At 43.8% G+C, this 23965-nt stretch carries 21 protein-coding genes; 15 read left to right on the plus strand and 6 right to left on the minus strand.

Annotation, left to right across the window (positions count from 1 at the left end):
• The first annotated feature begins 74 nt into the window (after positions 1 to 74).
• The 5 genes from kduD (at position 75) to JCM16456_RS22240 (ending at position 3529) form a co-directional block, all read left to right on the plus strand.
• Complete coding sequence (gene kduD / locus JCM16456_RS22220) at positions 75 to 836, plus strand: 2-dehydro-3-deoxy-D-gluconate 5-dehydrogenase KduD (protein ID WP_068718596.1); 762 nt, start codon at positions 75 to 77, stop codon at positions 834 to 836.
• 29 nt (positions 837 to 865) lie between these two features.
• Entirely contained in the window at positions 866 to 1387 is a 522-nt protein-coding gene (locus tag JCM16456_RS22225; protein WP_068718598.1) for a YgjV family protein, read from the plus strand.
• A 17-nt stretch (positions 1388 to 1404) separates the two neighbouring features.
• Complete coding sequence (locus JCM16456_RS22230) at positions 1405 to 1728, plus strand: cupin domain-containing protein (protein ID WP_068718600.1); 324 nt, start codon at positions 1405 to 1407, stop codon at positions 1726 to 1728.
• Positions 1729 to 1859: 131 nt separating this feature from the next.
• Positions 1860 to 2495, plus strand: a complete 636-nt coding sequence (locus JCM16456_RS22235; RefSeq protein ID WP_068718602.1) for an RpiB/LacA/LacB family sugar-phosphate isomerase — start codon at positions 1860 to 1862, stop codon at positions 2493 to 2495.
• 122 nt (positions 2496 to 2617) lie between these two features.
• A complete protein-coding gene (locus JCM16456_RS22240; RefSeq protein WP_068718604.1) occupies positions 2618 to 3529 on the plus strand; it encodes an alpha/beta hydrolase in 912 nt (303 codons plus the stop codon).
• A gap of 10 nt (positions 3530 to 3539) precedes the next feature.
• Here JCM16456_RS22240 and JCM16456_RS22245 read toward each other — a convergent pair whose 3' ends face one another.
• On the minus strand, positions 3540 to 4724 hold the full coding sequence (locus tag JCM16456_RS22245) for a sugar efflux transporter (RefSeq protein WP_068718606.1): 1185 nt from the start codon (positions 4722 to 4724) through the stop codon (positions 3540 to 3542).
• Positions 4725 to 5070: 346 nt separating this feature from the next.
• On the opposite strand from JCM16456_RS22245, the gene JCM16456_RS22250 reads away from it, so the two are divergent.
• The 9 genes from JCM16456_RS22250 to JCM16456_RS22290 all read left to right on the plus strand — a co-directional run bounded on the left by JCM16456_RS22250 (position 5071) and on the right by JCM16456_RS22290 (position 13838).
• A complete protein-coding gene (locus tag JCM16456_RS22250) occupies positions 5071 to 6054 on the plus strand; it encodes a TRAP transporter substrate-binding protein (RefSeq protein WP_068718608.1) in 984 nt (327 codons plus the stop codon).
• 39 nt (positions 6055 to 6093) lie between these two features.
• Positions 6094 to 6618: a TRAP transporter small permease gene (locus JCM16456_RS22255; RefSeq protein WP_068718610.1), complete on the plus strand. Its 525-nt coding sequence runs from the start codon at positions 6094 to 6096 to the stop codon at positions 6616 to 6618.
• Positions 6611 to 7918 (plus strand): TRAP transporter large permease, encoded by a 1308-nt coding sequence (locus tag JCM16456_RS22260; protein WP_068718612.1) that lies wholly within the window; start codon positions 6611 to 6613, stop codon positions 7916 to 7918. The genes JCM16456_RS22255 and JCM16456_RS22260 overlap by 8 nt, the downstream gene beginning before the upstream one ends.
• A gap of 18 nt (positions 7919 to 7936) precedes the next feature.
• Positions 7937 to 9079 carry a beta-galactosidase BglB gene (gene bglB / locus JCM16456_RS22265; RefSeq protein WP_068718614.1) on the plus strand — a complete coding sequence of 381 codons (1143 nt, stop codon included), beginning with the start codon at positions 7937 to 7939 and terminating at the stop codon, positions 9077 to 9079.
• A gap of 444 nt (positions 9080 to 9523) precedes the next feature.
• Positions 9524 to 10330, plus strand: a complete 807-nt coding sequence (locus tag JCM16456_RS22270) for a helix-turn-helix domain-containing protein (protein WP_068718616.1) — start codon at positions 9524 to 9526, stop codon at positions 10328 to 10330.
• A gap of 148 nt (positions 10331 to 10478) precedes the next feature.
• A complete protein-coding gene (kdgK, locus tag JCM16456_RS22275) occupies positions 10479 to 11405 on the plus strand; it encodes a 2-dehydro-3-deoxygluconokinase (protein WP_068718619.1) in 927 nt (308 codons plus the stop codon).
• 13 nt (positions 11406 to 11418) lie between these two features.
• Entirely contained in the window at positions 11419 to 12042 is a 624-nt protein-coding gene (locus JCM16456_RS22280; protein ID WP_068718621.1) for a bifunctional 4-hydroxy-2-oxoglutarate aldolase/2-dehydro-3-deoxy-phosphogluconate aldolase, read from the plus strand.
• A 427-nt stretch (positions 12043 to 12469) separates the two neighbouring features.
• Positions 12470 to 12676: a hypothetical protein gene (locus JCM16456_RS22285; RefSeq protein ID WP_068718623.1), complete on the plus strand. Its 207-nt coding sequence runs from the start codon at positions 12470 to 12472 to the stop codon at positions 12674 to 12676.
• 208 nt (positions 12677 to 12884) lie between these two features.
• Positions 12885 to 13838, plus strand: a complete 954-nt coding sequence (locus JCM16456_RS22290; RefSeq protein ID WP_331710535.1) for a transposase — start codon at positions 12885 to 12887, stop codon at positions 13836 to 13838.
• Positions 13839 to 13840: 2 nt separating this feature from the next.
• On the opposite strand, the gene JCM16456_RS22295 is transcribed toward JCM16456_RS22290, so the two are convergent.
• The 5 genes from JCM16456_RS22295 to JCM16456_RS22315 form a co-directional block, all read right to left on the minus strand.
• A complete protein-coding gene (locus JCM16456_RS22295) occupies positions 13841 to 14344 on the minus strand; it encodes a GGDEF domain-containing protein (RefSeq protein WP_068718625.1) in 504 nt (167 codons plus the stop codon).
• Between the two features lie 276 nt (positions 14345 to 14620).
• Positions 14621 to 17218 carry a pectinesterase family protein gene (locus tag JCM16456_RS22300; RefSeq protein WP_082712417.1) on the minus strand — a complete coding sequence of 866 codons (2598 nt, stop codon included), beginning with the start codon at positions 17216 to 17218 and terminating at the stop codon, positions 14621 to 14623.
• Between the two features lie 62 nt (positions 17219 to 17280).
• Positions 17281 to 19311 (minus strand): methyl-accepting chemotaxis protein, encoded by a 2031-nt coding sequence (locus JCM16456_RS22305; protein WP_068718628.1) that lies wholly within the window; start codon positions 19309 to 19311, stop codon positions 17281 to 17283.
• Between the two features lie 127 nt (positions 19312 to 19438).
• Positions 19439 to 21670, minus strand: coding sequence for a right-handed parallel beta-helix repeat-containing protein (locus tag JCM16456_RS22310; RefSeq protein WP_068718630.1), 2232 nt, complete (start codon positions 21668 to 21670; stop codon positions 19439 to 19441).
• A gap of 86 nt (positions 21671 to 21756) precedes the next feature.
• The gene (locus JCM16456_RS22315) at positions 21757 to 22482 is read right to left on the minus strand and encodes an oligogalacturonate-specific porin KdgM family protein (RefSeq protein WP_068718632.1); all 726 of its coding nucleotides are present in this window, start codon (positions 22480 to 22482) and stop codon (positions 21757 to 21759) included.
• A 598-nt stretch (positions 22483 to 23080) separates the two neighbouring features.
• Here JCM16456_RS22315 and JCM16456_RS22320 point away from each other — a divergent pair.
• Positions 23081 to 23965, plus strand: coding sequence for a carbohydrate ABC transporter permease (locus JCM16456_RS22320; RefSeq protein ID WP_068718634.1), 885 nt, complete (start codon positions 23081 to 23083; stop codon positions 23963 to 23965).

The following is a 23965-nucleotide window of genomic DNA, read 5'->3' on the forward strand; positions in this document are numbered from 1 at the left end:
TGAGTCCAACAAAACGAGACGACGAGAGCAACGTTTGTCTTTTTAACAGTTAGCTACCATTGAGGATAAAAACTATGGTTCTTGAAGCATTTAATCTTGAAGGCAAAGTCGCTATTGTGACTGGCTGTGATACAGGCCTAGGTCAAGGTATGGCATTAGGTTTAGCACAAGCCGGTTGCGACATCGTTGGCGTTAACATTGCCGAACCAGTTGAAACAAAAGAAAAAATTGCCGCAACAGGTCGTAAATTCCTCGACATTCGCGCCAACTTGATTTCATTAGAAGACGTACCTTCTATCATCGACCGCGCTGTGACTGAATTTGGTCATATCGATATTCTGATCAACAACGCAGGCATCATTCGTCGTAATGACGCTATTGATTTTAGCGAAAAAGATTGGGATGACGTTATGAACATTAACGTTAAGTCTGTGTTCTTTATGTCTCAAGCCGTAGCTAAACAATTCATCGCTCAAGGTACTGGCGGCAAAATCATCAACATTGCCTCAATGCTCTCTTTCCAAGGTGGTATCCGCGTTCCTTCTTACACCGCAGCGAAAAGCGGCGTTATGGGCATCACTCGTTTGATGGCCAACGAATGGGCAAACCACAACATCAATGTGAACGCGATTGCTCCTGGATACATGGCGACCAATAACACAGCAGCTCTACGTGCTGATAATGAACGTAGCGCAGAAATTCTAGACCGTATTCCAGCCAACCGTTGGGGTCTACCTTCTGATTTGGCGGGTCCATGTGTGTTCTTAGCATCGTCTGCTTCAGACTACGTAAACGGCTATACCATCGCTGTTGATGGTGGTTGGTTAGCGCGTTAATACCAGCCTAACAGGCAGTAAAGGAACCGATAGTGACCCTATATGAATTTGCACAAGCTCTTGGTTTTGTGAGCTTTGCACTGGGAATTTCCACCTTTTACCAGAAAAATGATCGTCGTTTAAAAATTGTTATGTTGATTTTTAATCTCAATCATTTGGTTCACTATCTGTTACTCGGCTCGATGGTTTCTGCTTTGAGTATCGGACTATCGGCGCTAAGAACGGCGAGCGCAATTTATACGTCTTCCAAATGGGTTGCTGCGCTTTTCGTTATCGGCGGTATCGCCTTCGGGGTGTCTATCGCCGATGATTGGTGGGATTTATGGCCAGTAGTAGGCACTACTATCGGGACACTGGCCATTTTCACCCTCCAAGGTATACCAATGCGTATTGCCTTTATGTTGGGTGGTATGTGCTGGCTAATTAATAATATTTTAGTGGGTTCGATTGGCGGAACTCTACTCGAAACCACGTTACTTTCAGTTAATTGCTTGACGATTGGTCGCATACTTCGCGACAAGAAGCGTGCTCTGGCAAGCCAAGCATTGTGAGCAAATAGAGGAACACCATGTTTGTATTTAACAAAGACATTAAACTCGACGACTTAGGTGATGGCGTATCACGTAAAATTCTTGCCTATAGCGATAACATCATGTCGGTAGAAGTGCATTTTGAAAAAGGCGCTATTGGTGCCATGCACAATCACCCACACGAGCAGCTAACCTATGTGCTTTCTGGCGCGTTTGAATTCACCATTGGCGATGAGAAAAAAGTCGTTCATGCCGGTGACGTTTTATACAAACAACCTAACGTTATGCACGGTTGTGTGTGCTTAGAAAAAGGGGTGTTACTCGATAACTTTACCCCAATGCGCAAAGATTTTATTCAATAGTATTTGATATCGACCAGCGATGTTCTTTGATGCAGGTTACTCCATATAGAGTCCAATCATCACTTACAAAACGACATCGCTAACTCGTCAATCCCTTTTAAACGCGGCTCATTCCGCAGGAGAAAACGGTTATGAAAATTGCACTTATGATGGAAAATAGCCAAGCGGCTAAAAACGCAACTGTGTTAAATGAACTCAATACAGTAACAGAACCACTAGGTCACGCAGTTTACAACGTAGGTATGAGTGATGAACAAGACCACCATTTGACTTATATCCACCTAGGCATCATGGCAAGCTTGCTATTGAACTCTAAAGCAGTTGATTTTGTTGTGGCTGGTTGTGGTACAGGCCAAGGCGCAATGATGTCTTTGAACATCCATCCAGGGGTTGTTTGTGGTTACTGCTTGGATCCATCAGACGCTTTCCTATTCAACCAAATCAACAACGGTAATGCACTGTCTCTTGCTTTTGCAAAAGGCTTTGGTTGGGGCGCAGAACTGAACGTTCGTTACATTTTTGAAAAAGCATTCACTGGTGAACGTGGTGAAGGCTATCCAAAAGAACGTGCAGAACCTCAAAAACGTAACGCTGGTATTCTAAACGAAGTGAAAAAAGCGGTAGTAAAAGAAAACTACCTAGACACACTAAAAGCAATGGACCAAGAATTGGTGAAAACCGCGGTAACTGGCCCTCGTTTCCAAGAGTGCTTCTTCACTAACTGCCAAGTTCCAGAAATCGCAGAATACGTTAAATCACTACTGTAATTAAAATCAAATACGGATCCCTCCGATGATTCGTGTTTCCCAGCCAGCCGTAAGGCTGGCTTTTTTTATGGGAAAGATTAAAGTGACACAGCAGCAACGACTAAAACTAGGGAGGCACAAGGATGTCTGAAGTCAGTATCCCATTTCACTCTTTAACTCAATTGAACTTAACCGCTAAAATTCACGCGTTATGGACATCCCCTTTAAGCCACACAGCACTCACGCCACAGGTGATTGAACGTGGTGATATCGAGCTGCCCGACCGACTGCTCACCCAAGTAGTGATACCTGAAATGGCGGAAGTGACCCCAGAACAACCCAATGGTATTGCTTTGTTGATTCTTCCTGGTGGCGGCTACACGCGCGTTGCTTGGGATAAAGAAGGTATGGATACCGCCTACGCGATGGCAAAAGTCGGTTATACCAGTTTTGTGCTCAATTATCGTATGCCCGGAGACAATCACCCGCTCGGTAGCCTCACCGCCTTAGCAGATGCTCAGCGAGCCATGCGCATTATTCGCGCCAAAGCGGTGAATCTTGGTATTCGTCATATTGTGGTTACGGGGTTTTCTGCGGGGGGACACCTTGCCGGCTGGTTAGCGACTCAATCAGACCGGGTTTGTTATGAAGCGCAAGATGAGATAGACCAATTCAGTGCTCGCCCCGATCTTGCCGCCCTGCTCTATCCTGTGATCAGCATGAACCCAAGCATTACACATTTAGGTTCTCGGCAACAATTACTCGGCACCTTAGCTGACCAAGAGTTACACCCAGAATTTTCCGTCGAAACCATGGTGACGACTGACACGCCACCCTGTTTTTTACTTCATGCGAGCGATGATCCGTCCGTGAGTGCCAACAACAGTATTGTCATGTGGCAAGCATTAAAAGCACAGCAAGTGCCGGTTGAAATGCACATTGTTGAGGAAGGAGGACATGGATTCGGTTTACGAAAAACTCAGGGGCTGCCGGTTCAAGGATGGCCACAATGGCTCAATCGCTGGATCCGACAACACCTGTTAGTCAATCAATAGCAAGAAATAGTTAGGAGTGTTGTTCAGTAAAGGCCGGACGACGCTCTGTATAGCGCTCAAACCACCACGACCCTAACATCGCTAAAAACAGCACAACAAAACTCAGTACTAACGGCGCTTTAAAACCAAAGTACTGAGAAATGACGCCCATTGCGCTGGTTCCGAGCATGGTGCCGACAAGCATCGAGTTGGTATAAAACGCCGAGGCTTTACCAATGGTTTTGGGCGCATAATCTTGCATGATCGTCACACCAAGCCCCACAAAAATACCAAAGAACAAGCCATTCAATAATTGCAATGCAATACAAATGACCAAATGATCGGTAAAGAACATCCCTACGTAAAACAGCATACCGAACACATAGCCAAGACGCATCATGGGTAACTTACCAAACTTTTGCGACCAACTTGCGGCTAACAACATCACTGGAATTTCCACTGCTGCGGTCATCCCCAATAGCATGCCTGGATAGGCGGTTGATAACCCCATATCGCGTGTCAAAAAGAGCGGCATCGAAGTAACGTAGATGCTGTTAGACATGTTTGCCATCAACATAATTGCGCCGAGAAACCACACTTCTTTAGGTAAAGCAGGGGCTTTCGGTTTATTGGCGGCATCTTTATCGTGTGTTGGCGCTTGCGGCTCTTTTAACTGCCATAACACCAACAAAATCACCATAAGCGCCACAAACGCGGAAAGATAGAAATTGGAGCGAAAGCCGAGGCGATCCACCGAAAAAAACGCAATCGGCGGCCCCACAACCCAAAGTAACGAAACAGAGGAGCGCATTTGAGAATTGAGTTTGGTGCTACTTTTCCCTGTCGAATCAGCATAACGACGAATGATCGTTAAGATAACCGGAATTGAAGAAGACGCCAGTGGCATAATCACACACCCGACAATCAATACGTGCCAAAAATTGCGTGATAAAGCAAAGCCGGCCGACGCCGCGACAATGCCGCACAAAGACAAAACAACCAATAATTTGGCCGAAACGCCCTTATCAATAAAACCGGTAATTTTCTGACTAAACAGAACCGTCATACCTGAAGTAATCACGGTATAAACACCAATTAACCCCGGCTCAACATTCAGTCCGTTAACTAAATAGAGCGTCATTACTGGCAGAATCAGCGCAAAAGCTAAGGCGGTTAGACCGTTGGTACAAAACAGGACCGTCGTCTGACTTTTCATGGAACAACCTATAGTGGAAAGTAGCAAATGTGATAGCGCGCAGAAAATACGCAGCCCTAATGTCGCTCAAAGTAGTACCAATAACAAGTGTTATAGGCGACAAATTTTCTGAAAGAACCATGGTTATTCTTTCTCACCGTTTTAAAGCAAATATCATTTCTGTGAAGCACAGCATTCGTTTTGCAAAATCAAGACGCTCATCAAATTGAATTGGCGAAATCGCAAAGGTGGAAAGAGACAGAAATCGAGATGATAAGTAGGTCAAGTCACTGAGCGGATTCTAATAAATTGCACTCAAGTGCCCCGCGATGACCAAGACACTACTCTCTACTCTACAGGAGGATTTATGTCCCGAACCTATTTATCTTGGCTTATTTGTACTGCCCTGCTTGTACCACTTAGCCAAGGCGCACAAGCACAAACGGTGTTGAAACTCGCTTACGCTGAAAACAGCCAACCAGTAAAAGAGGCTTTAAAATACATCGGTAAAGCGGTGTCGGAAAAAACCAATGGCGAAGTCACTATTCAGTATTTCCCAGATAGCCAACTGGGTGGCGAACGTGAATTGGTAGAAATGGCCCAAGTAGGCGCGATCGATATTACCAAAGTCTCCTCAGGCCTTTTGGAAAGTTTCTCCCCACTTTATGGCGTATTTGCCCTTCCTTATCTTTTCCCAAGTGAACAAAGTTTTTATCAGGTCATGGACAATAATGATGTGATGAAGACGGTTTACCAATCTACTGCCCCACAAGGTTTTACTGGTGTAGCTTGGTATGACTCAGGCGCTCGAAACTTTTACATGACTGAAGGACCAGTAAAAACATTGGCCGATCTGAAAGGGAAAAAGATTCGTGTAATGCAGAGCGAAACCTCAATTAATACCATGAAATTGCTCGGTGCATCGCCTATTGCAATGAGCCAAGCAGAGGTCTATACCTCGCTACAACAAGGTATTATTGATGGCGCAGAAAATAATGAATTTGCTATGACTATCGCCCGACATGGTGAAGTCGCCAAATATTATTCCTACGACATGCACACCCGCATTCCCGATATTGTCGTAATCAGCAACCTCACCAAAAGTAAATTGGCCCCCGCTGAATATCAAGCCTTGATGGACTCAATAAAAGAGTCAGAAACCGTAGAAAAAGAAGCGTGGAAGAAAGAAATGGATAAAACACGCAAATTGGCTGAAACCCAATTTGGCGTGAAATTCTATAACATCGACCAAGCTCCTTTCAAACAAGCCGTACAGCCAATCTATGACCAGTTAGAGAAAAAACCGGCGGTATATCAACTCTACAAAAAGATCAGCAAATTAACTCAATAAGCGCACAGGAGAGGCAACTCTCCTGTCTGTGAGGTGATTATGGATATCATCAGAAAATGGTTAGACAGAACCATTGAATGTTTTTGCTGTGGGATCACCACCATTATGGTGGTGGTGGCCTGCTGGCAAGTAATTAGTCGATATGTGTTTAATTCGCCAAGCACGTTTTCCGAAGAATTTCTTCGCTTTTCTTTGGTATGGCTTTCCGTTATCGGATTAGCCTATGTGGCTGGACGTAAAGAACATATCGCCTTAACGCTATTTTTGGATAAGTGTCCCAAGCAGCTCAAAACCTACTGGAACATTTTAATTCAAATCGTCTTTATCTTTTTTGCTGGCTACATATTGATTGTTGGCGGTTGGCGAGTCTCGCACAACGCCATGATGCAAATTTCGCCAGTTCTACAAATCTCAATGGGCAAAGTTTACTACGCTCTGCCATTGTCCGGCGTCATTACTATTGTTTATTCACTCATGAACATCGTTGATATGATCAAAGAAATTCGCCAACAGCGGGCAACCCAAGATCATCAGCCTCATGTTGCGGGAGGTCGTTATGATTGATCCTATTTTGGCGTCCAGCCTATTGGTTGGGTTATTTGTAGTGTTGCTGGTGTTAGGGACACCAATTGGGCTGTGCATCGTGATCTCTTCAGGTGCCACCATTATGTTGGTTTTACCACCTGATATTGCCATGTTTACCACTGCGCAAAAGATGTTCTCCAGTTTAGATAGCTTCGCCTTACTGGCCGTACCGTTTTTTATTCTCTCAGGAGTGATAATGAACAACGGTGGTATCGCCACTCGGTTAGTCAATTTTGCCAAACTCTTTACCGGACGAATTCCCGGTTCGCTCTCATACACCAATATCGCCGGTAACATGATGTTTGGCGCCGTCTCTGGCTCTGCCATTGCCGCCTCCACTTCCATTGGTGGGGTGATGATTCCGATGAGTGCCAAAGAGGGCTACAACCGAAATTTCGCCTCAGCGGTGAACATCGCGTCAGCCCCCACCGGTATGTTAATACCACCGACAACAGCGTTTATTTTGTATGCCTTAGCCAGCGGTGGTACATCCATTGCAGCCCTATTTGCAGGTGGTTTTGTCGCCGGCAGCTTATGGGGGATAGGCTGCATGTTGGTCACCTATGTGGTGGCAAAACGTAACAACTACACCCACTTCTTTGCGGTGCAAAAAGGCATGGCTTGGAAGGTCACACGGGATGCCATTCCAAGCTTATTGTTGGTGATTATCATTGTAGGCGGGATTGTTCAGGGTATTTTTACCGCCATAGAAGCCTCTGCCGTCGCGGTGGTCTATACCGCTTACCTGACCTTGGTTCTGTACAAAACCCTAAAATGGAAAGACGTACCCAATATTTTGATCCAAACCGTGGTGATGACCGGCGTGATCATGTTCTTGCTCGCCACTTCATCCGCGATGTCATTTGCGATGTCAATGACGGGGATTCCAACGGCGCTCAGTAACATGATATTGGGGATTTCCAGCAACCCTGCCGTCATTATGTTGATCATTACCATGTTTTTATTGGTTGTTGGTGCCTTTATGGATATTGGCCCAGCCATCTTAATCTTTACGCCTATTTTGCTCCCAATCGTCGAAAAGCTGGGAGTTGACCCTGTCCATTTCGGTATTTTGCTGGTCTACAACCTTGCGATTGGCACCATCACACCACCGGTAGGAAGCGGCTTATACGTCGGTGCAAGTGTGGGTAAAGTGAAAGTAGAAAACCTGATTAAACCATTAGCGCCATTCTATGCATCAATTATAGTCGTACTGCTATTTATTACTTATGTACCTGAATTAACTTTATTTTTACCAAGACTTCTTGGTGTTATGTAATTTACTTGTGAGGATATTATGACCATATTCCCTGTAAAACAGAGTCCATTACTCCGCCGTGTAGAGCGGACACATGCTCGCCAAGAGGTAGTGGATAAAATTGAATCCTTGATCAATAACTTGATTAATATTCAAGACAAAACTGGAGAGTTTCTACTTCATCTCGATGACGGTCGAACCATCGATACCAAAGGCTGGGCTGGATGGGAATGGACCCATGGCATTGGTTTGTATGGGATTTATCGCTATTACCAACTCACCAATGATATCGGCGCTCTTAATATTATTGATGAGTGGTTTGAAGACCGTTTTTCTGAAGAACAAGCCACCAAAAACGTGAACACTGTCTGTCCATTTCTCACCTTGGCTTATCGCTACGAGGACACAAACGATCGAACTCTGCGTCCTTATCTTGAAGCATGGGCAGACTATGTCATGTACCAAATGCCAAGAACCCAAAGTGGCGGCATTCAACACATTGTTTATAACAGTGAAAACCACCAACAGCTTTGGGATGACACCTTAATGATGAGCGTTCTGCCGCTTACCAAAATAGGCCAAATATTCGATAAACCGGAATATGTTGAAGAAGCCAAATATCAGTTTTTAACCCATATCGAATACTTAATGGATCGTGAAACTGGGGTGTGGTTTCATGGTTGGACATTCGAAGGTAACCATAATTTTGCCAATGCACGTTGGGCGCGAGGTAACAGTTGGGTCACTATCGCCATTCCTGATTTTCTTGAACTGCTTAACTTGCCAGAACACGATGCCTATCGCCGCCACTTATTGCACATATTAAATCGTCAAGTGGAAGCATTAGCAGAATACCAACAAGACAGCGGATTGTGGTGCACTTTATTAGATGATTCAGATTCCTATGTTGAAGCTTCGGCTACTGCTGGTTTTGCCTACGGTATTTTAAAGGCAGTACGGTTGCGCTATATCGATGAAAAATACGCCGCCATGGCTTATAAAGCTGTTGATGCATTAATCAGTGATTTTATTAATCCATCAGGAGAGTTGATTAATGTGTCCTTTGGCACAGCGATGGGCAAAGACTTAACTTATTATCGTCAAATCCCTTTAACTTCGATGCCTTATGGTCAAGCCATGGCTATATTGTGTTTGTCTGAATATTTGCGCACCTATATTTAATTTAGGTCGCTAATGAAACGTAGAGTAATCGTAAGGAAATAGGAAAGATAACTTAATGACTGAGCGACAGCCATTTTGAACTTGAGGGGCTACTAGGTCTGATCATATCAAATTGCACATAAACCTTTGGTTTTCAATTTGATATACCCTACATATATCAGCCCTTTTTACAAACCTCGAAAACAGCTTGGCCCCTAAGGGATAATTTACTTATCCCTTTTTTTTATGCCTTAATTATTTGACCACAGCGCATAAAATTTTCTCATTTTCAATACTAAATAAATCACTTCCCCACATTGCTCTCAGTAGTTAATAAATAAACTTAAACAAGATCACAATGAAAGGATCGACTTCGTTAATTAATGATGATTCTCGATCGCAATCACTATATTTACACCCCAAATTTAATAGATTTTAAAATACAAATTCAACAGGTTTAAAATAATGTTTCATTTGAGTAGTGAGGAATTTTTTTTAAGTTCCGATGCCACCGTTTGTACCGAAGTTAGGAGTCCTCAGCCCAATTACCCTGAGCACTCCCATGACTTTCATGAACTGATCATCGTCAGCAAAGGGGCGGGACAGCATGTGCTTAATGATCATGTGACAAACCTTGCGCAAAACTACATTTGTTACATTTCACCTAAAGATCGTCACCTGTTCGATCAAGTGGAAGATCTGTATCTCACCAATATCCTCTATCGAAAAAACTTGCTGAGTTACTCTCCACTACTAAAGCAGTTGCTACCTCATGGACCAAACGACTCCCCTAGCTGGTATATTTCGACCGAAACCATGCGCCGAGTACAACCTTTACTCAAACAACTTGATAACGAGTGTCGAAGACCAACCATCGATGCCAAAGTGATGACTGAAGTGTTGTTTCAACAACTTGTTGTTGAACTTGCTCGAGGCCGACTAACAGCTCGCTCTAATAACGAAACCGACAACAAAATCTTAAATGTGATTGATTGGATTCAAAATAATTATGCGCAAGACATGAGCGTAGGCGAGATTGCTGAACAATTTCACCTCTCATCTCGCACCCTGAGCAGGCATATCAAACAAGTGACCAATCTCTCTTTCAATAATTATGTACATCGTGTACGAATCAATCATGCAATGAACTTACTGAGCTACTCTGACAAGTCAGTCACAGACATCGCCTTTGAAGTAGGTTACAAAGACAGTAACTACTTTAGTACCAAGTTTAAGCGCTTCACTAAGCAAACCCCTTCTGATTTTCGTTAACCGCCAAAGAGTCTGTCCGAGCGCAAGCGCTCTTTTCTTCGATCTAAAGATCTAACTCACAAAATAAATGAACCAATGTTTTATTTTTATTGTGTATTTTTTTTATTAGCGTAATAATCGCGCTTAGAGAGAATTAAGGAGAACTGCCATGAAAGCAAATCGCGTTGCCATTATTGGTGAATGCATGGTTGAACTGCAGAAATCTGGCGATACCGTTAAACAAAGTTTTGGTGGTGATACCCTCAATACCGCAGTGTATCTATCACGTTTAACGACCCAGCACGGGATAGAAACTGCCTACATCACCGGCCTAGGTAAAGACCCGTTCAGTCGTGAGATGCTTAAAGCATGGCAAGACGAAAACATTAACACCGACTTAGTTCAGATTTCAGACACCAAACTGCCGGGTATATACGCCATAGAAACCGCTGCTGATGGCGAACGCAGTTTTTACTATTGGCGTAACGACGCCGCTGCCAAGTTCTGGCTACACGATATTGAAATTCTGCCACTTGCCAACGAGCTATCTCAATTTCAATGGATTTATCTAAGCGGCATTAGCTTAGCTATTTTGCCTGAAGAGTGTCGTGAAAAACTGTTCGATGCCTTGCTGCTTTGCCATCAAGATGGTGTCAAAATTGCGTTCGATAATAACTACCGCCCAAAACTGTGGGATAGTGCCGATATCGCTCGTGACACTTACTTGAAATTTATGTCTCTGACCGACATGGCCTTTTTGACCTTCGACGATGAAGTCATGCTTTACGGGGACACACACGTTAACCAAGCCATCGAACGCGCTGAACGTTGCGGCATAAAAGAAATCGTCGTCAAACGTGGCGCAGAGCCTTCCCTTATTGTCGATGCAGGCCAACGTGAAGAAGTAGCAGCAACAAAAGTAGCGAAAGTGGTCGACACCACAGCCGCTGGCGATTCATTTAGTGCTGGCTATTTAGCAAAACGTTTAACTGGCGGTACTCCACAGGACTCAGCTCAACTTGGCCATAAAGTTGCCGGTACCGTGATACAACATCGGGGCGCAATCATTCCGCTCGATGCTATGCCTCATCTTTAAAGGATATTGAATTATGAAATGTTTTAATGAACAACTAAGCAATATTAAAGTTGTGCCTGTTATAGCGATTAAAGACGCAAGCAAAGCCGTTAAGTTAGCGCAAGTACTGAGCGAAAATGGTCTACCATGTGCAGAAGTCACTTTCCGTACCGATGCTGCTGTTGAAGCCATCAAACACATACGTGAAGCTTATCCAAACATGCTGATTGGTGCGGGTACTGTTCTAACTCCACAACAAGTCGACCAAGCGATTGATGCTGGTGTTGACTTCATCGTTAGCCCAGGCTTTAACCCAACAACGGTGAAATATTGCCAACAGCGCGACATCACTATTATCCCTGGTATAAACAGCCCAAGCCTTGTGGAACAAGCGATGGAAATGGGACTAAAAACGTTGAAGTTTTTCCCAGCAGAACCATCTGGCGGCGTAAGCATGCTAAAAGCAATGAGCGCTGTTTACCCAGTAAAATTTATGCCAACCGGTGGCGTAAATCCTAACAACGTAAAAGATTATTTAGCATTACCTGCTGTTATCGCCTGTGGCGGTACTTGGATGGTGCCTAATGACCTAATTGACAACGAGAAGTGGGACGAACTTGCTGCTCTTGTTAAACAAGTCGCCGAGGTGATCGCGTAGGGCGAACACTTTGACGAAAGTCGAAACGAAGATCTTTTGTTCTTATTAAACACTTCATCATGAGTGTTCTTAGCCCGTATAATCCGCGATATACGGGCTTTTTTTTATAAGGACAGGCACCATAAACTTCCATTCTGCGGACTCTGTCTTACAGGGGCTGACGCTTTGTGTCTTACAAGGACTGTGTCTTACAAGGACAGACGCTTCAATTCTCAAACCGTATAGCACTTTCTTACAAGGACAGGCACTTCAATTTGCACGCCGACACTCCCTTGCGTGGCACTTACAGGGACAGGCACGTTAATTTAAACAATTAAGAAATTATTTACAGTCTGATACAATGCCTTCCATATACCACTAAAGTAGAATATGAGCCGTGAGAGTATCAAAAGTAGTCAGCATTTCCATCGCCATATCGATGCTACTGATGTCATTGTCAACTAATGCAGCCCAAGCAGAAAAAGTAACAGCAAACTTTCAGCGAGTTCTGATGACCCCTCTGGTTGCAGCGTTTGTCAAAGCCGATTGCAATTTTCAGTCGTTGGATAAGAATTCTAATCCGGTGATCACTAAAAAATGCGTCAAAGATGTTATTGCTATTCGAGATAAGCTGGTTACCCCAAAGGCGAAGTGATACATGTTTTTTCGCTAAACATCATTATAAGGACAGGCAAGCCAAGATTAGGCCGTAGCACTGACCTCATATTGTTTTCCTAAATGGATACGACTCTACTGTAAGGACAGACACGCCAATTTCTTGAACTGTCTCGCACCACTGCCTCACCCTACTCGCCATCTCTGTTTAATATTTGCACACTCAAAATCAACGTATATTGATGAGTATGCAGACCATGACTATCGCTAGACGCCAACAAGTCGACCTTGCTATCACGCCCTATTATCACTGTGTTTCCCGCTGCGTACGCCGCTCTTTTCTCTGTGGACGTGACCCATTAACGAGCCGTTCCTATGAGCATCGCCGCACTTGGCTTGAAAAACGAATCCACAAACTCGCGACTATCTACTGCATCGATATTTGTGCTTACGCAGTGATGAGCAATCACTATCATCTCGTTGTTCATATCAACAAAGACAAAGCACTCGCGCTATCAGATAAAGAGGTCATCGAACGTTGGTCGCAAGAGCATAAGATCGACCCATTTATCGCTCAATTTGAAAACCTACAACAGCCGAATCACCTTGCTTTAGAGCAGTATCATAAACTCATAGAGAAATGGCGTGAGCGTCTATATTCCCTTAGTTGGATGATGAAAGAACTCAATATGAGTATTGCTTTTTTAGCCAATAAAGAAGACGAATGTACGGGTCACTTTTGGGAGGGCCGATATAAATCTCAAGCACTACTTGATGAGAAAGCACTATTGGCAGCAATGACTTACGTTGATTTAAATCCCGTGCGAGCAAGAATTGTCGAAACCCCAGAAGATGCAGACCATACATCATTAAAACTGCGTATTAACGCTTTAAAACAGAATCAAGCAACACCTGAAGTTCTCTACCCTTTTGTTGGTGTGCAAAAAAACGTTCAAGGCTTACCCTTTCGCTTAAAAGACTATTTAGAATGGGTTGATTGGATGGGGAAACAGACTGCTTTTCAATCCGCTGAACAAGAGTCCCCCAGAATTCTGGAGAGATTAGGCATCGACGATAGTCATTTTGTCTCTACCTGTACTCAGATAGAAAAACGGGGCTGCCTCTGGATTGGCACGCAAAGTACCTTACATACCGCAAAGGTAAGTTTAAATAAGCAGCGAATCCAAGGTGTTATCGTTTAAAGCTAACGATAAGGCATCATTGAATGCAATGCATCTTCTACTAATTGATCAGATAGATTATTGCCATTTCCAGCAAGGTTAATATCAAACTCTGCAAGCCCAATACTTATTGAAACAGGCTGGTCACCAAATTCGATATGATCTTTGATTTGATGATGAACTCTATCGGCGACCATTTTCGATGATTGCTGAGAGCAATTGTACAATAGCAATGCAAATTTATCTTTATCAAAATGTGATAATACATCACTGTCACGCGTGACTTTCTTTAGCAGCTCAGCACTCTTTCTAACGAGGTGTTCCATTTCGGCATGATCCATCTCATCACAATGGTCAAGGCTTATCATCGCAATGCAGACTGGCATTTTTTGGCGAATCGAAATACGTAGCAAAGCATCAGATACCTGAACAAACAGATGTCGGTTGTATAAGTCGGTCAATGGGTCATAAATATCAGAGAGCGCAGAGTGAGTACTGTTAACCAATACTGATTCATTAATAGACATACCTAAATTACTCCCATGCATATTACCGACTAAAGCATAGTAGAAAAACGAAAAAGCTTTCGCTTAAGTTCTTGTCGTCTATAAATTACAGTGATGTTTCAGGCTATTTCTTAAATATCGTGCGGTATATCGATAACTGAACAAAATAAAAAGCAGCTCACCGAAGCGAGCTGCTTTGCTTTTTTACCAATCATAATGCGGCTTAAGAATGCCTGTCCTTCTAAGAAAAGCACTTAAACTACAAATAACAATGCCTGTCCTTGTAACTCTGGCGACTTACCGGGTTGTTGTAGTGTCTGTCCCGATAAGGTTAGCCAGCGGTTTGAGTTGTGGTTGAGTTTGGATATCTTGTAAGACCGTATGAGCAACCACATTGGCGCCTCGCAGTTGGAAATGCGTGGTGTCAGGTTTGGTCAAACTTCCAGAGCGTCCCGCATAATAAGGGTATTTATCTGGGTTAATTGCAAGCCACAGCGCCTTCCAATCGCCAGATTGATCGGCAAAATCGATCATCTGTTTCTGAATATCAATCAAAGGCACGCCATGTTTCTCAGCGGTTTGTTTGACCGTATCGGTATAACTACCGACAAAAGCAAAACCATTGCGCGAGTTTTGTTTGGTCATGTGTTGAACAGGATTCAGCGGTAATCCCTTTTTATTTGCCCGAGGCAGCGAGGTCAAAAATACCGGATGCATTTGATGCTCTTTAGCAAACGCAAGGTATTTCTCCAAGTTCACTTGTAACGACATCTCAGGGTGCCCTGCTGGATATTGAGGTTCTCCTTTCGCATTATTAGGATAGGTACACAAGTTTGCTACGTCGATTGGGCCTCGGCCAGCTTTTGAACCATCGCATTTTTCATCATTATGGCTGAACTGAATAAACAGATAATCACCCGGTTTCACGCTAGGTTCCAAAAAGCTTAGCCAACGGCCATTAATGTAATCGCGAGAACTTCTGCCAGACCGAGCAGCATTCACAACCATCACATTTGGGTTGTTGTTGAGTAACGCGTTAAACGCCTGTCCCCATCCAGTGCGAGGGAACACGTCGGGTTCATAGTATGAGGCGGTTGAATCACCAACGATAAAAATACGTGTTTTTGCATTAGCCAAACGTTGCTCGGTAGTGGTTAACTGATCACGATTTAAATAGTAAATAGGATTTTTATCCAAGCTAATGAGTGGCTTAAATGCCAGATCAGTTAGAGTGGTTCCTTTAGCAAGACCTGTTTTCGTATCGTAACCGCGATTATGCAGAACTTGTTCAGATAAGGCAGCCATCACTGGATGATATTGGGCGGAATAACTCACAGGGTCTAAAGTTTCATCGCCTTTAATCCCATAATGGCTCACTAAACTCCGAAAAGCTTGATCGAAATGTTGGTTTGCCGTTACCCATTCTTGATGAGATAAAGCTGGAAGCTGTTTAGCCACCGTCAGTTCTTGTGGACCAAGCAAGCCTTCGTTCTGCGCTAACACCGACACAATAAGGTCAGAAAATGGGTTTACGTTCCCCAAGGTAACGCCATCGTTATTCACATCAGCCACTACCGCAGCCGCACAAATAGAACGTTTAGATGAGCTCGTTAGACAAGATTGACCACTGTGGTCATCCACACTCACCAATAAAGGAGCGGTCATTCCCGCGATATTAGCTTGGTATAACCCATTGCTATCCGTTTCTGTTTGCACCACCTTACCCAAGCTGTCTTTAATGGTGACTTGAGCAGGAAATGCCATTGTGTTGTGCAACACTTCGCCTTTCAGTACACTCTTCGCGGCTAACGAAATCACCGGTTTCCAACCACTTAGCACCGCTTGATCGGTGTATCCAGCGGCCTGCTCTTGGGTTAATCGCGGACGTTCAGCGCTGATTTTAGCCCCTTGTCCTTGGCTACCAAATTCCCAAAAACGTGAATCTTTCGGATAGAACCAAACTGTTTGTTTGTCTTTATCATGCCCACTCATTTTGTCCCAACCGTAAATATGGTCGTCCATCGTACAATTGATGAACGTTGAGTTGCCAATCGCATTTGGATCAGCATAACGACCATCGGCAAAAGTGGTGGTTGGGTGCCATGGTCGTCCTAATCCATAGCTGTTCGCAGGAACCCCTTTTTCTTTCTTCAAATTGCAATTTTTAAACACCAAACCGTATGGATTTTTGATGTTAGTTGCTGGTGCAGTAATGTAGCCCATTGGCTCGCCAGGCGCGGCATCGGCACGGTTACGAGCAACAATATCGCTGTTTTTGATTAATGCAGTTCCCAAACCAAAAATGAAGTCGATATTGCCGGAAATACGAGATTCATCAAAGAAGCTACGTCCAGCCCGCACATACAAGGTATCTTGGTAACTCACTAGATTAACATCTTTAAACTCGGCCCGATCGCCATGGTTAGAAACCAGTAAAGCAACCGCTTGAGGACTTTTTATCTTACTTGGATCAGAGTCTTTTTTTGCTTGGTTAGCAGGATAATCAAAGCTGTTCTTGATGGTCAAAGACCGTGCTTGGAAACCATCCGCATCCACGCTCACCGTACGGCTACCAAAAGTACCAAATTTCTTTCCATTGGGTTTCAATGTCCCATTGGCCGTTGCCGCTTGGATAATGGTGTGGTCTCTATCTTGGCCAATCAAATAGACGTTGGGACGCGTGATATCCAATTTTTCTTGATACACACCATTGCGAATATAGATGACATAAGGAGAATCGCCGGTTGGTGCATGATCAATCGCATTTTGGATTGAGGCATAATCACCAGAACCATCTGCTGCGACAACCACATCGTATAAAGGCACTGCGAATGCAGAGGAAAAACAGAGCATGGCAGCTGCGCCAATCCCTAAAGTTACCCGATTTAATTTCATTCTAGATGTCCTTGTAAAGAGTGCGTTTTAACTAGGCCAACTCTGGCCGCGCTTCATCGTATTCAACGAAAATAAGCAACCTGACTTTGCAATTGATGCGCTTCTTGCAGTAATGACTGAGCACTTTGCACCGTTTGCTGACTGGTTTTCTGATTTTTTAAGTTGAGATCGTTAATATCACTGGCGTTAGCAGCGACTAATTGAGAGACATTGGCTTGCTCTTCCACCGTTGTCGCAATAGCTTGAGTTTGGTCGGTAATGGTGTTGACCTGAGAGGCGATCGCTGCAAGCGTTTCGCCAGCCTGTTGGGACTGACGATAAACATCATCCGCTTGTTGTTGACTTTGCTGAGTGAGTTTGACCGTCTTTTGAGTCGACTGCCGCAACGTCGTAATAATGTCTTCAACACTTTTCACTGATGTTTGGGTGCGGTGTGCCAAAGTACGAACTTCATCGGCGACGACAGCAAATCCTCGGCCTTGCTCTCCCGCCCGAGCCGCCTCTATTGCGGCGTTTAGTGCTAATAAATTCGTTTGTTCAGCAATTTCGTTAATCATGGTGGTGACCTGTTGAATTTGTTCACTGTTGCTATCCACCACGGTAATTGACTGATGAGTTTGCTCCAATTGATGATGCAAATGCTCCATAGCAATAGAAACAGAACCGACCAATTGACTGCCTGAGCCGATATCTTGGTTCGCCTGCACAACACTGGCTACAATGGTATCCACCTGTTGGGCTACGGAATCAGCCGAGGTCGCCATTTCTTCGATCGCCGTTACCACATGCTCGACCTGTTGTTGTTGCTCTTGAGATTGCTGTAAGTTGCGTTGGGCATCAGTGGCCACATCGGTTGATTGGTTTTCAACAGTGACGCTCGATTGGCGAATTTGTCCAACCAGGTCAGCAAGACGTCCTGCCATTTGGCTAACACTGTTTAAAAGCTGGGTCATTTCATTGTTACCCGCGTCCGCATCTTGTGGGATAGACAGGCAGACCTCTCCTTGTTCTAACCGATGCATATATTGGGTTACTGCACGAAGTGGACCGAGCAAACGTTGAATTAGCCAAGTCATAACAGCGTAAGTTGCGATCCCAACAGTTACCGCTACACCAATAATCAACAGTAGCAAGTCACGACTCTGCTCCGTGACTTCATTAACCCAAGTGCCACCCACCAATAGCCAATTCCACCCTTTTACTGCGGTGTAAATTACCAATCGTTGTTGAACATCTTGTCCTTGTGGCGCATCAATCGTGAGTAAGCCGCGGGAAGCATTAGTTAAGGATGCAAACGGTTGATTACCGTGACCATCCACAAAGTTAAAGAAGGTCGAAGAATCACCTAATGAGCCTAATAGCAAATTACCTAGGGTATCTTGATGGCGATCCACCACTAAGGTGTCACCGGTTTTCCCCCAATGAATTTCTTTTAATGAAGAGAGTATTTGTTGCGTTGCCTTTTCGACAGAGAGCGCGACAGAGAGCACTGCAGCGGGCTGTTTTGCGCGGTCAAATAAAGGCTGGTAGTACACTAAAAAGGCTTGCCCTGCGCGATTTTCCTGATCGACAAAAGGCTTACCTGCCATGAGATTCGAATAACCTGAGAAATCACGGCTAAGGATCGGTTGGTCTACATCGGTACTGCCGTTTTGCGCGGATGAACCCGCAATGGCTACCCATTGCTTATCAGATAGAGAATAGAGCTGCCCAATCGCGCCAGTATCGGCAGTAAAAGTATCGAAAATATCGTGGTTGTTCACCAGAGGCAGCCCATATTGTTCAATATTGCGAATTGAATGCCCTGCATAATCAACCGACTCAGTGCTAACTTCTAAACCACCTAAGTAGCCGTTTTGCAGAGTAGAGTTAAGTACTTTGGTTGTGGAAACGTACGCGTCATATTGGCCCGCCACCGTCGTAGCTATGGCGTCCAATTTGGACTGTTGTTCTTGATAGGTTTGGGTTAACAACGCTTGCTGAGCATTGTGGAAGACTAAAGAAGCGATCACCGCAAAAGCGATCGTCAAACAGCACAACATACCCAGCTTCAGTTGCAAACCGACACTACGTTTACGGAAGAAATGTTTCATATGTTTGACCTCAGTGAAATGGCCGAATTCACCATGGATATGTCATCGGTAATGAAAGAAACTTGACGGAATCGGACTCCAATTGCTCAGGAGTCCGAACCGTTCAGTTTTGGATAACTAACTCAGTTTATTGAAAAACAAAGGCACGGATGTCGGCCACGGCTTCAGCGCCAGGGTTAGCTGATTTAGGATTTACACGAGCTGCTTTTTTCAAAGATTCAACCCATGGACCTTTTACAGCATTACCTTGCGCATCCACAGTCACACCATTTTTAATAAAGCGGTTGTTACTCAAACTAGACCCATTCACCACATCACTGTACTTACTGGTGACAAAGAAGCGATATGATTGGTCGTTATCAAACGTACCTTGCTTCACGTTGCCAGCGTATGGGCTCTTACGGAACAAGAAGTTAAAGCGTTTGTTATCGATAGACACGTTGTTTTCTAGCACTAAAGCACCAGGGTTAAAGTTATCGGTAAAACCATCCATATTGTTGTGGAACGATAGGCTGTTTTTCACAACATGAGGAACGGGTAAACCTTCACCACCCAATTTGAAACCATTACCACGAGTTCCACCTTTGGCTTTCACTTTCATGGTTTCGCCGTTCATATAAGCAACAGAGTTAAGAATGGTTACCGCACCATTTGGACCATCTTCAACTTTATTGAATAAATCGAATCCGTCGTCCACATTGTGGTGTGAAATACAACGAACCAAAGTATTGCCATCACCAACACGCATTTTCACAGCAAAGCCATCAGCATTGATCTGCGCTTTATCGATGTTGTTGTAACTTTCGCTGTCACTAACCGTGTTGTAACTTGCCCATAAAGCGCGACCGACTTTCTTACTCGATGATATTTGGAAACCAGTATCTGGAGAATTGTGAGTCTTCATATGGTCAAAGTTATTGTGGCTACCACTGACGATCGTGCGTGCACCATCCACTTCTATATGCGAGACATTCCAATAATTCGCATCATGCAGATACGTGCCAGTTAAGCGCACATGTTTACCAGCCGCTTTTAGCGTTTTCATCTTATCAGCGGTACCACTAGCCGAAACCGGAATGGTTAATTCAGGGTAGTCACCATCGGCGAGCAAAATCGTACCACCTGGTGGCAAAAGATTGACCGCTTGTTGCAAAGTGAGAGCCCCATTGGTGCCTTTAGGATTCACTTTGATCGTCAGAGGATCCGCTTGTTGCACCTTAGCCACAGAATAGTGATAGCTCATCGTCTTCAAGTCAGGGCCTTCAATTGGCGTGAAGGAAACATCAAATTTTGTCTGAGCTTGCTTTAGGCTAGTGTTGTAATCAAACATTTCACCAGCAGTCACCAGCTTGTCTTTCACTAACCATTGGCCATCTTGTTGCACGCCAAATTTACCGGTGTAGTTTGCGCGAGCTTGTAAAGTATAATCTGCAATGGGTGACTGATCAGGAGAAGCTTGTTGAAGGACAGGCGCCACCAATTTAGCGTGGTAACGTGGAGCATCCACCGTATTGGCTTTACTTAAATCCAATTTCACATTGGTGACGGTGATTTTTGCGTTACGCGAAGCAAAGAAACCTACATATTGATGTTTAGGATCTTGCATCTGTACGATGTTGGCATTGGCCCCCTTCACAGGAATCGTTTTGGTTTGGATGCCATCACTGTAACTCACTTCATAGCCGGTATCGGTGCGAGTTAAGGTCATGTGGTAACTTTTACCTTCTCCAAAAGGAATGCCTTTCACATATTCATGATGGCTCATCCGGTTACCCGCCGTACCCCAAGGGTGGTAGATCCCTTCACGATAATCACCATCGATATTGACTAAGCCATTTTTGACTTTCTTTTTGTTCGCACGAATTAGGTTCATCACCATGTTCGATGAAGCAGGAAACTCTTCAAGTCCCTCCGGTTGAGGATTCATACGCGCCTTACCCAGCACATCACGCACCATGAGGCCAGCGCCTTCTTGACGGTTTGGTGTAGACCCAGTTTCAGGCCCGAGTTGATCCATGGTGATATCCGCAGACAGAGTAAAGTTCACATCTGTTGGCAATTCGGTGTAGTAAAAAGTACCACCATCATGAGAGTTGGCTAACTTACCACCGCGACTCTCGATGGTAAAACGAGACGCCACAGGACCGGGCTGAACCAATTTACCATCGACAGTAACCTGGTTTGTACCTACCTTTTCAGGAAGAATAGTCGAACCGAAGTTAAGATCAGTTGATTGACCAAAGGTAATTGCTTGCCAAGTTAATGAATCACTGTGAGAAATCACTTGATCGGCTTGAGATGCGCACCCACCCAACGCCAGAATGGAAGCGATAGATAACGCGATAGGAGTTCTTTTCATATTTCAAATTCCTTGAACAAAAAAAGGCTTATTTCGACGGCAGTCTCAAAATAAGCCTTCAGTGGACGAAACTAGACATCTTTTATTTAGTAACTGTATTTCACACCGATACGTACACGAGGACGCCATTTGTCATTTTGAGCACTTCCGTCGTAAACATAATCACCTGATTTGTATGGTACAAAACCAATTTCTGTGAATGGATGCCAACCGCCTTCAAAACCAGTATATTCACCTTTAAAGTTCACTTCAGAGAACCAGTTTTGGTGATCTTTCCAACGTGGACCAGATGAATCAGGGTTGAAGGTATAATCAACGCTTCCGCCCAATTTCCAGTTTTCTAGGCCGCCATAACTTGCTTCAAATGTCCAACGGTTGTAGTGCGAGTTATTCGCATTCACTTTGTTCTCGTAGTGATAACGATGACGGAATGAGACAGACCAATCTGGGTTTACTTTGTAACCCAAGGTCAAGTTAAATTGATGCCCCACTTTGTCGGAACCTGATTCCCATTTGTATTGAGGTTTTAAGCTCCAAGCATCATTTAACTTATATAGATAACTCACATTAGCTTGTTGGCCGTTGCCCTTTTGCTCACCCAACGCATCTTCGTTGTCACTTTTCCATTTCGCTTCAACTTCAAACCCGACACCATTTTTGAAACGGTGGCTAACGGCAACACGATCTGCTTGTTTGGCAGATTGGCCATCGTAGCGAGGAGTGGTTTCATGACGGATGTTAATGGTGGTTGCATGGGCAGCAACACTTGTCATAGCCAGTAGGATAGCTGAGGTTAAGATTTTAGCTTTCATATTGAAACACCGTTTTGTTTTATTAGATTCACGAGACACAAGCTAACTCTAACCAAAAAGAGAAGAAAGTTGCCAAACAACAATTTGTGATCTAAGAAACGATGTTTCATTTATATTTTTATTTTTGTGTGATCTAAATAAAACAACAAACCAAATATAAATAAAAAGAAAATAAAATACTTAATTAAGTTTTTCATAAATGAAATACGGTATATCATATAATTCATATCGCAAAATAAATCACCCCTTCAAACACATAAATTAAATATAATAAAAACAGCTAGTTATGTTTTAAAAATCATAAAGTTTTAACTTGATCACTTAACTTTTAGAGAAAGTTTGACGTAAGTCAATGTAAACAAAACTTCTTTAAACGCCTAAATTTTCGCGTTTCAAAAATAATGAAAACCCAAAAAGAAACGATGTTTCATATTTTTATTTAAAATATTTTAAAAATGAGTTTTCAGATCACAATTATTGTAAATTGAAGTGGAAATAAACTTTTATCGTACGTTTAATGGTCAGCAGAAACCAGAGAGAGGCGAGGACTAGTGTATTCAACTCTCTGGTACTTAACCTTAACTATGAGGACGAGAAAATGTATGAAAGTCGTAAGCTTGGACTGGCATACCTATCACCCTATATTCTCGGGTTGATAGTGTTTACTGCCTTTCCATTTGTTTCGTCATTTTTGATGAGCTTCACCGATTACGATTTGATGACCGCACCGAAATTTGTGGGACTCGAAAACTATCGGTACATGCTCACTGAAGATGACCTATTCTGGAAGTCAATGGGCGTTACGTTCGCGTACGTTTTCTTGACCATCCCAGTTAAGCTGGCTTTTGCGTTATTTATTGCGTTCATTCTGAACTTCAAATTAAAAGGAATTGGCTTCTTCCGTACCGCCTACTACATTCCTTCTATTTTGGGGAGCAGTATTGCAATCGCAGTGTTATGGCGTGCCTTGTTTGCCATCGACGGCGTACTAAACGGGTTGCTAGGGTTTATTGGTATTGACCCTATCAACTGGTTAGGTGAGCCCTCTTTTGCCCTATTTTCCATCACTTTATTGCGTGCTTGGCAGTTTGGTTCTGCGATGGTGATCTTCTTGGCTGCGTTGCAAAACGTTCCTCAATCTCAATATGAGGCAGCCATGATTGACGGTGCAAGCAAATGGCAGATGTTCATGAAAGTGACTGTACCTCTGATTACACCGGTGATTTTCTTCAACTTCATCATGCAAACCACTCAAGCGTTCCAAGAATTTACCGCGCCTTACGTTGTCACTGGCGGCGGCCCAATGAAATCGACCTACTTGATCTCGCTGTACATTTACGAAACCGCCTTCAAGTTCTTCGACATGGGTTACGGTAGTGCATTGGCTTGGGCATTGTTCATCGTCGTTGCAATCTTCACCGCTATCACCTTCCGTTCATCTAAGTACTGGGTGTTCTATTCAGGTGATAAAGGAGGTAAATAA

It is taken from the genome of Vibrio tritonius, from assembly GCF_001547935.1.
Lineage (GTDB): Bacteria > Pseudomonadota > Gammaproteobacteria > Enterobacterales > Vibrionaceae > Vibrio > Vibrio tritonius.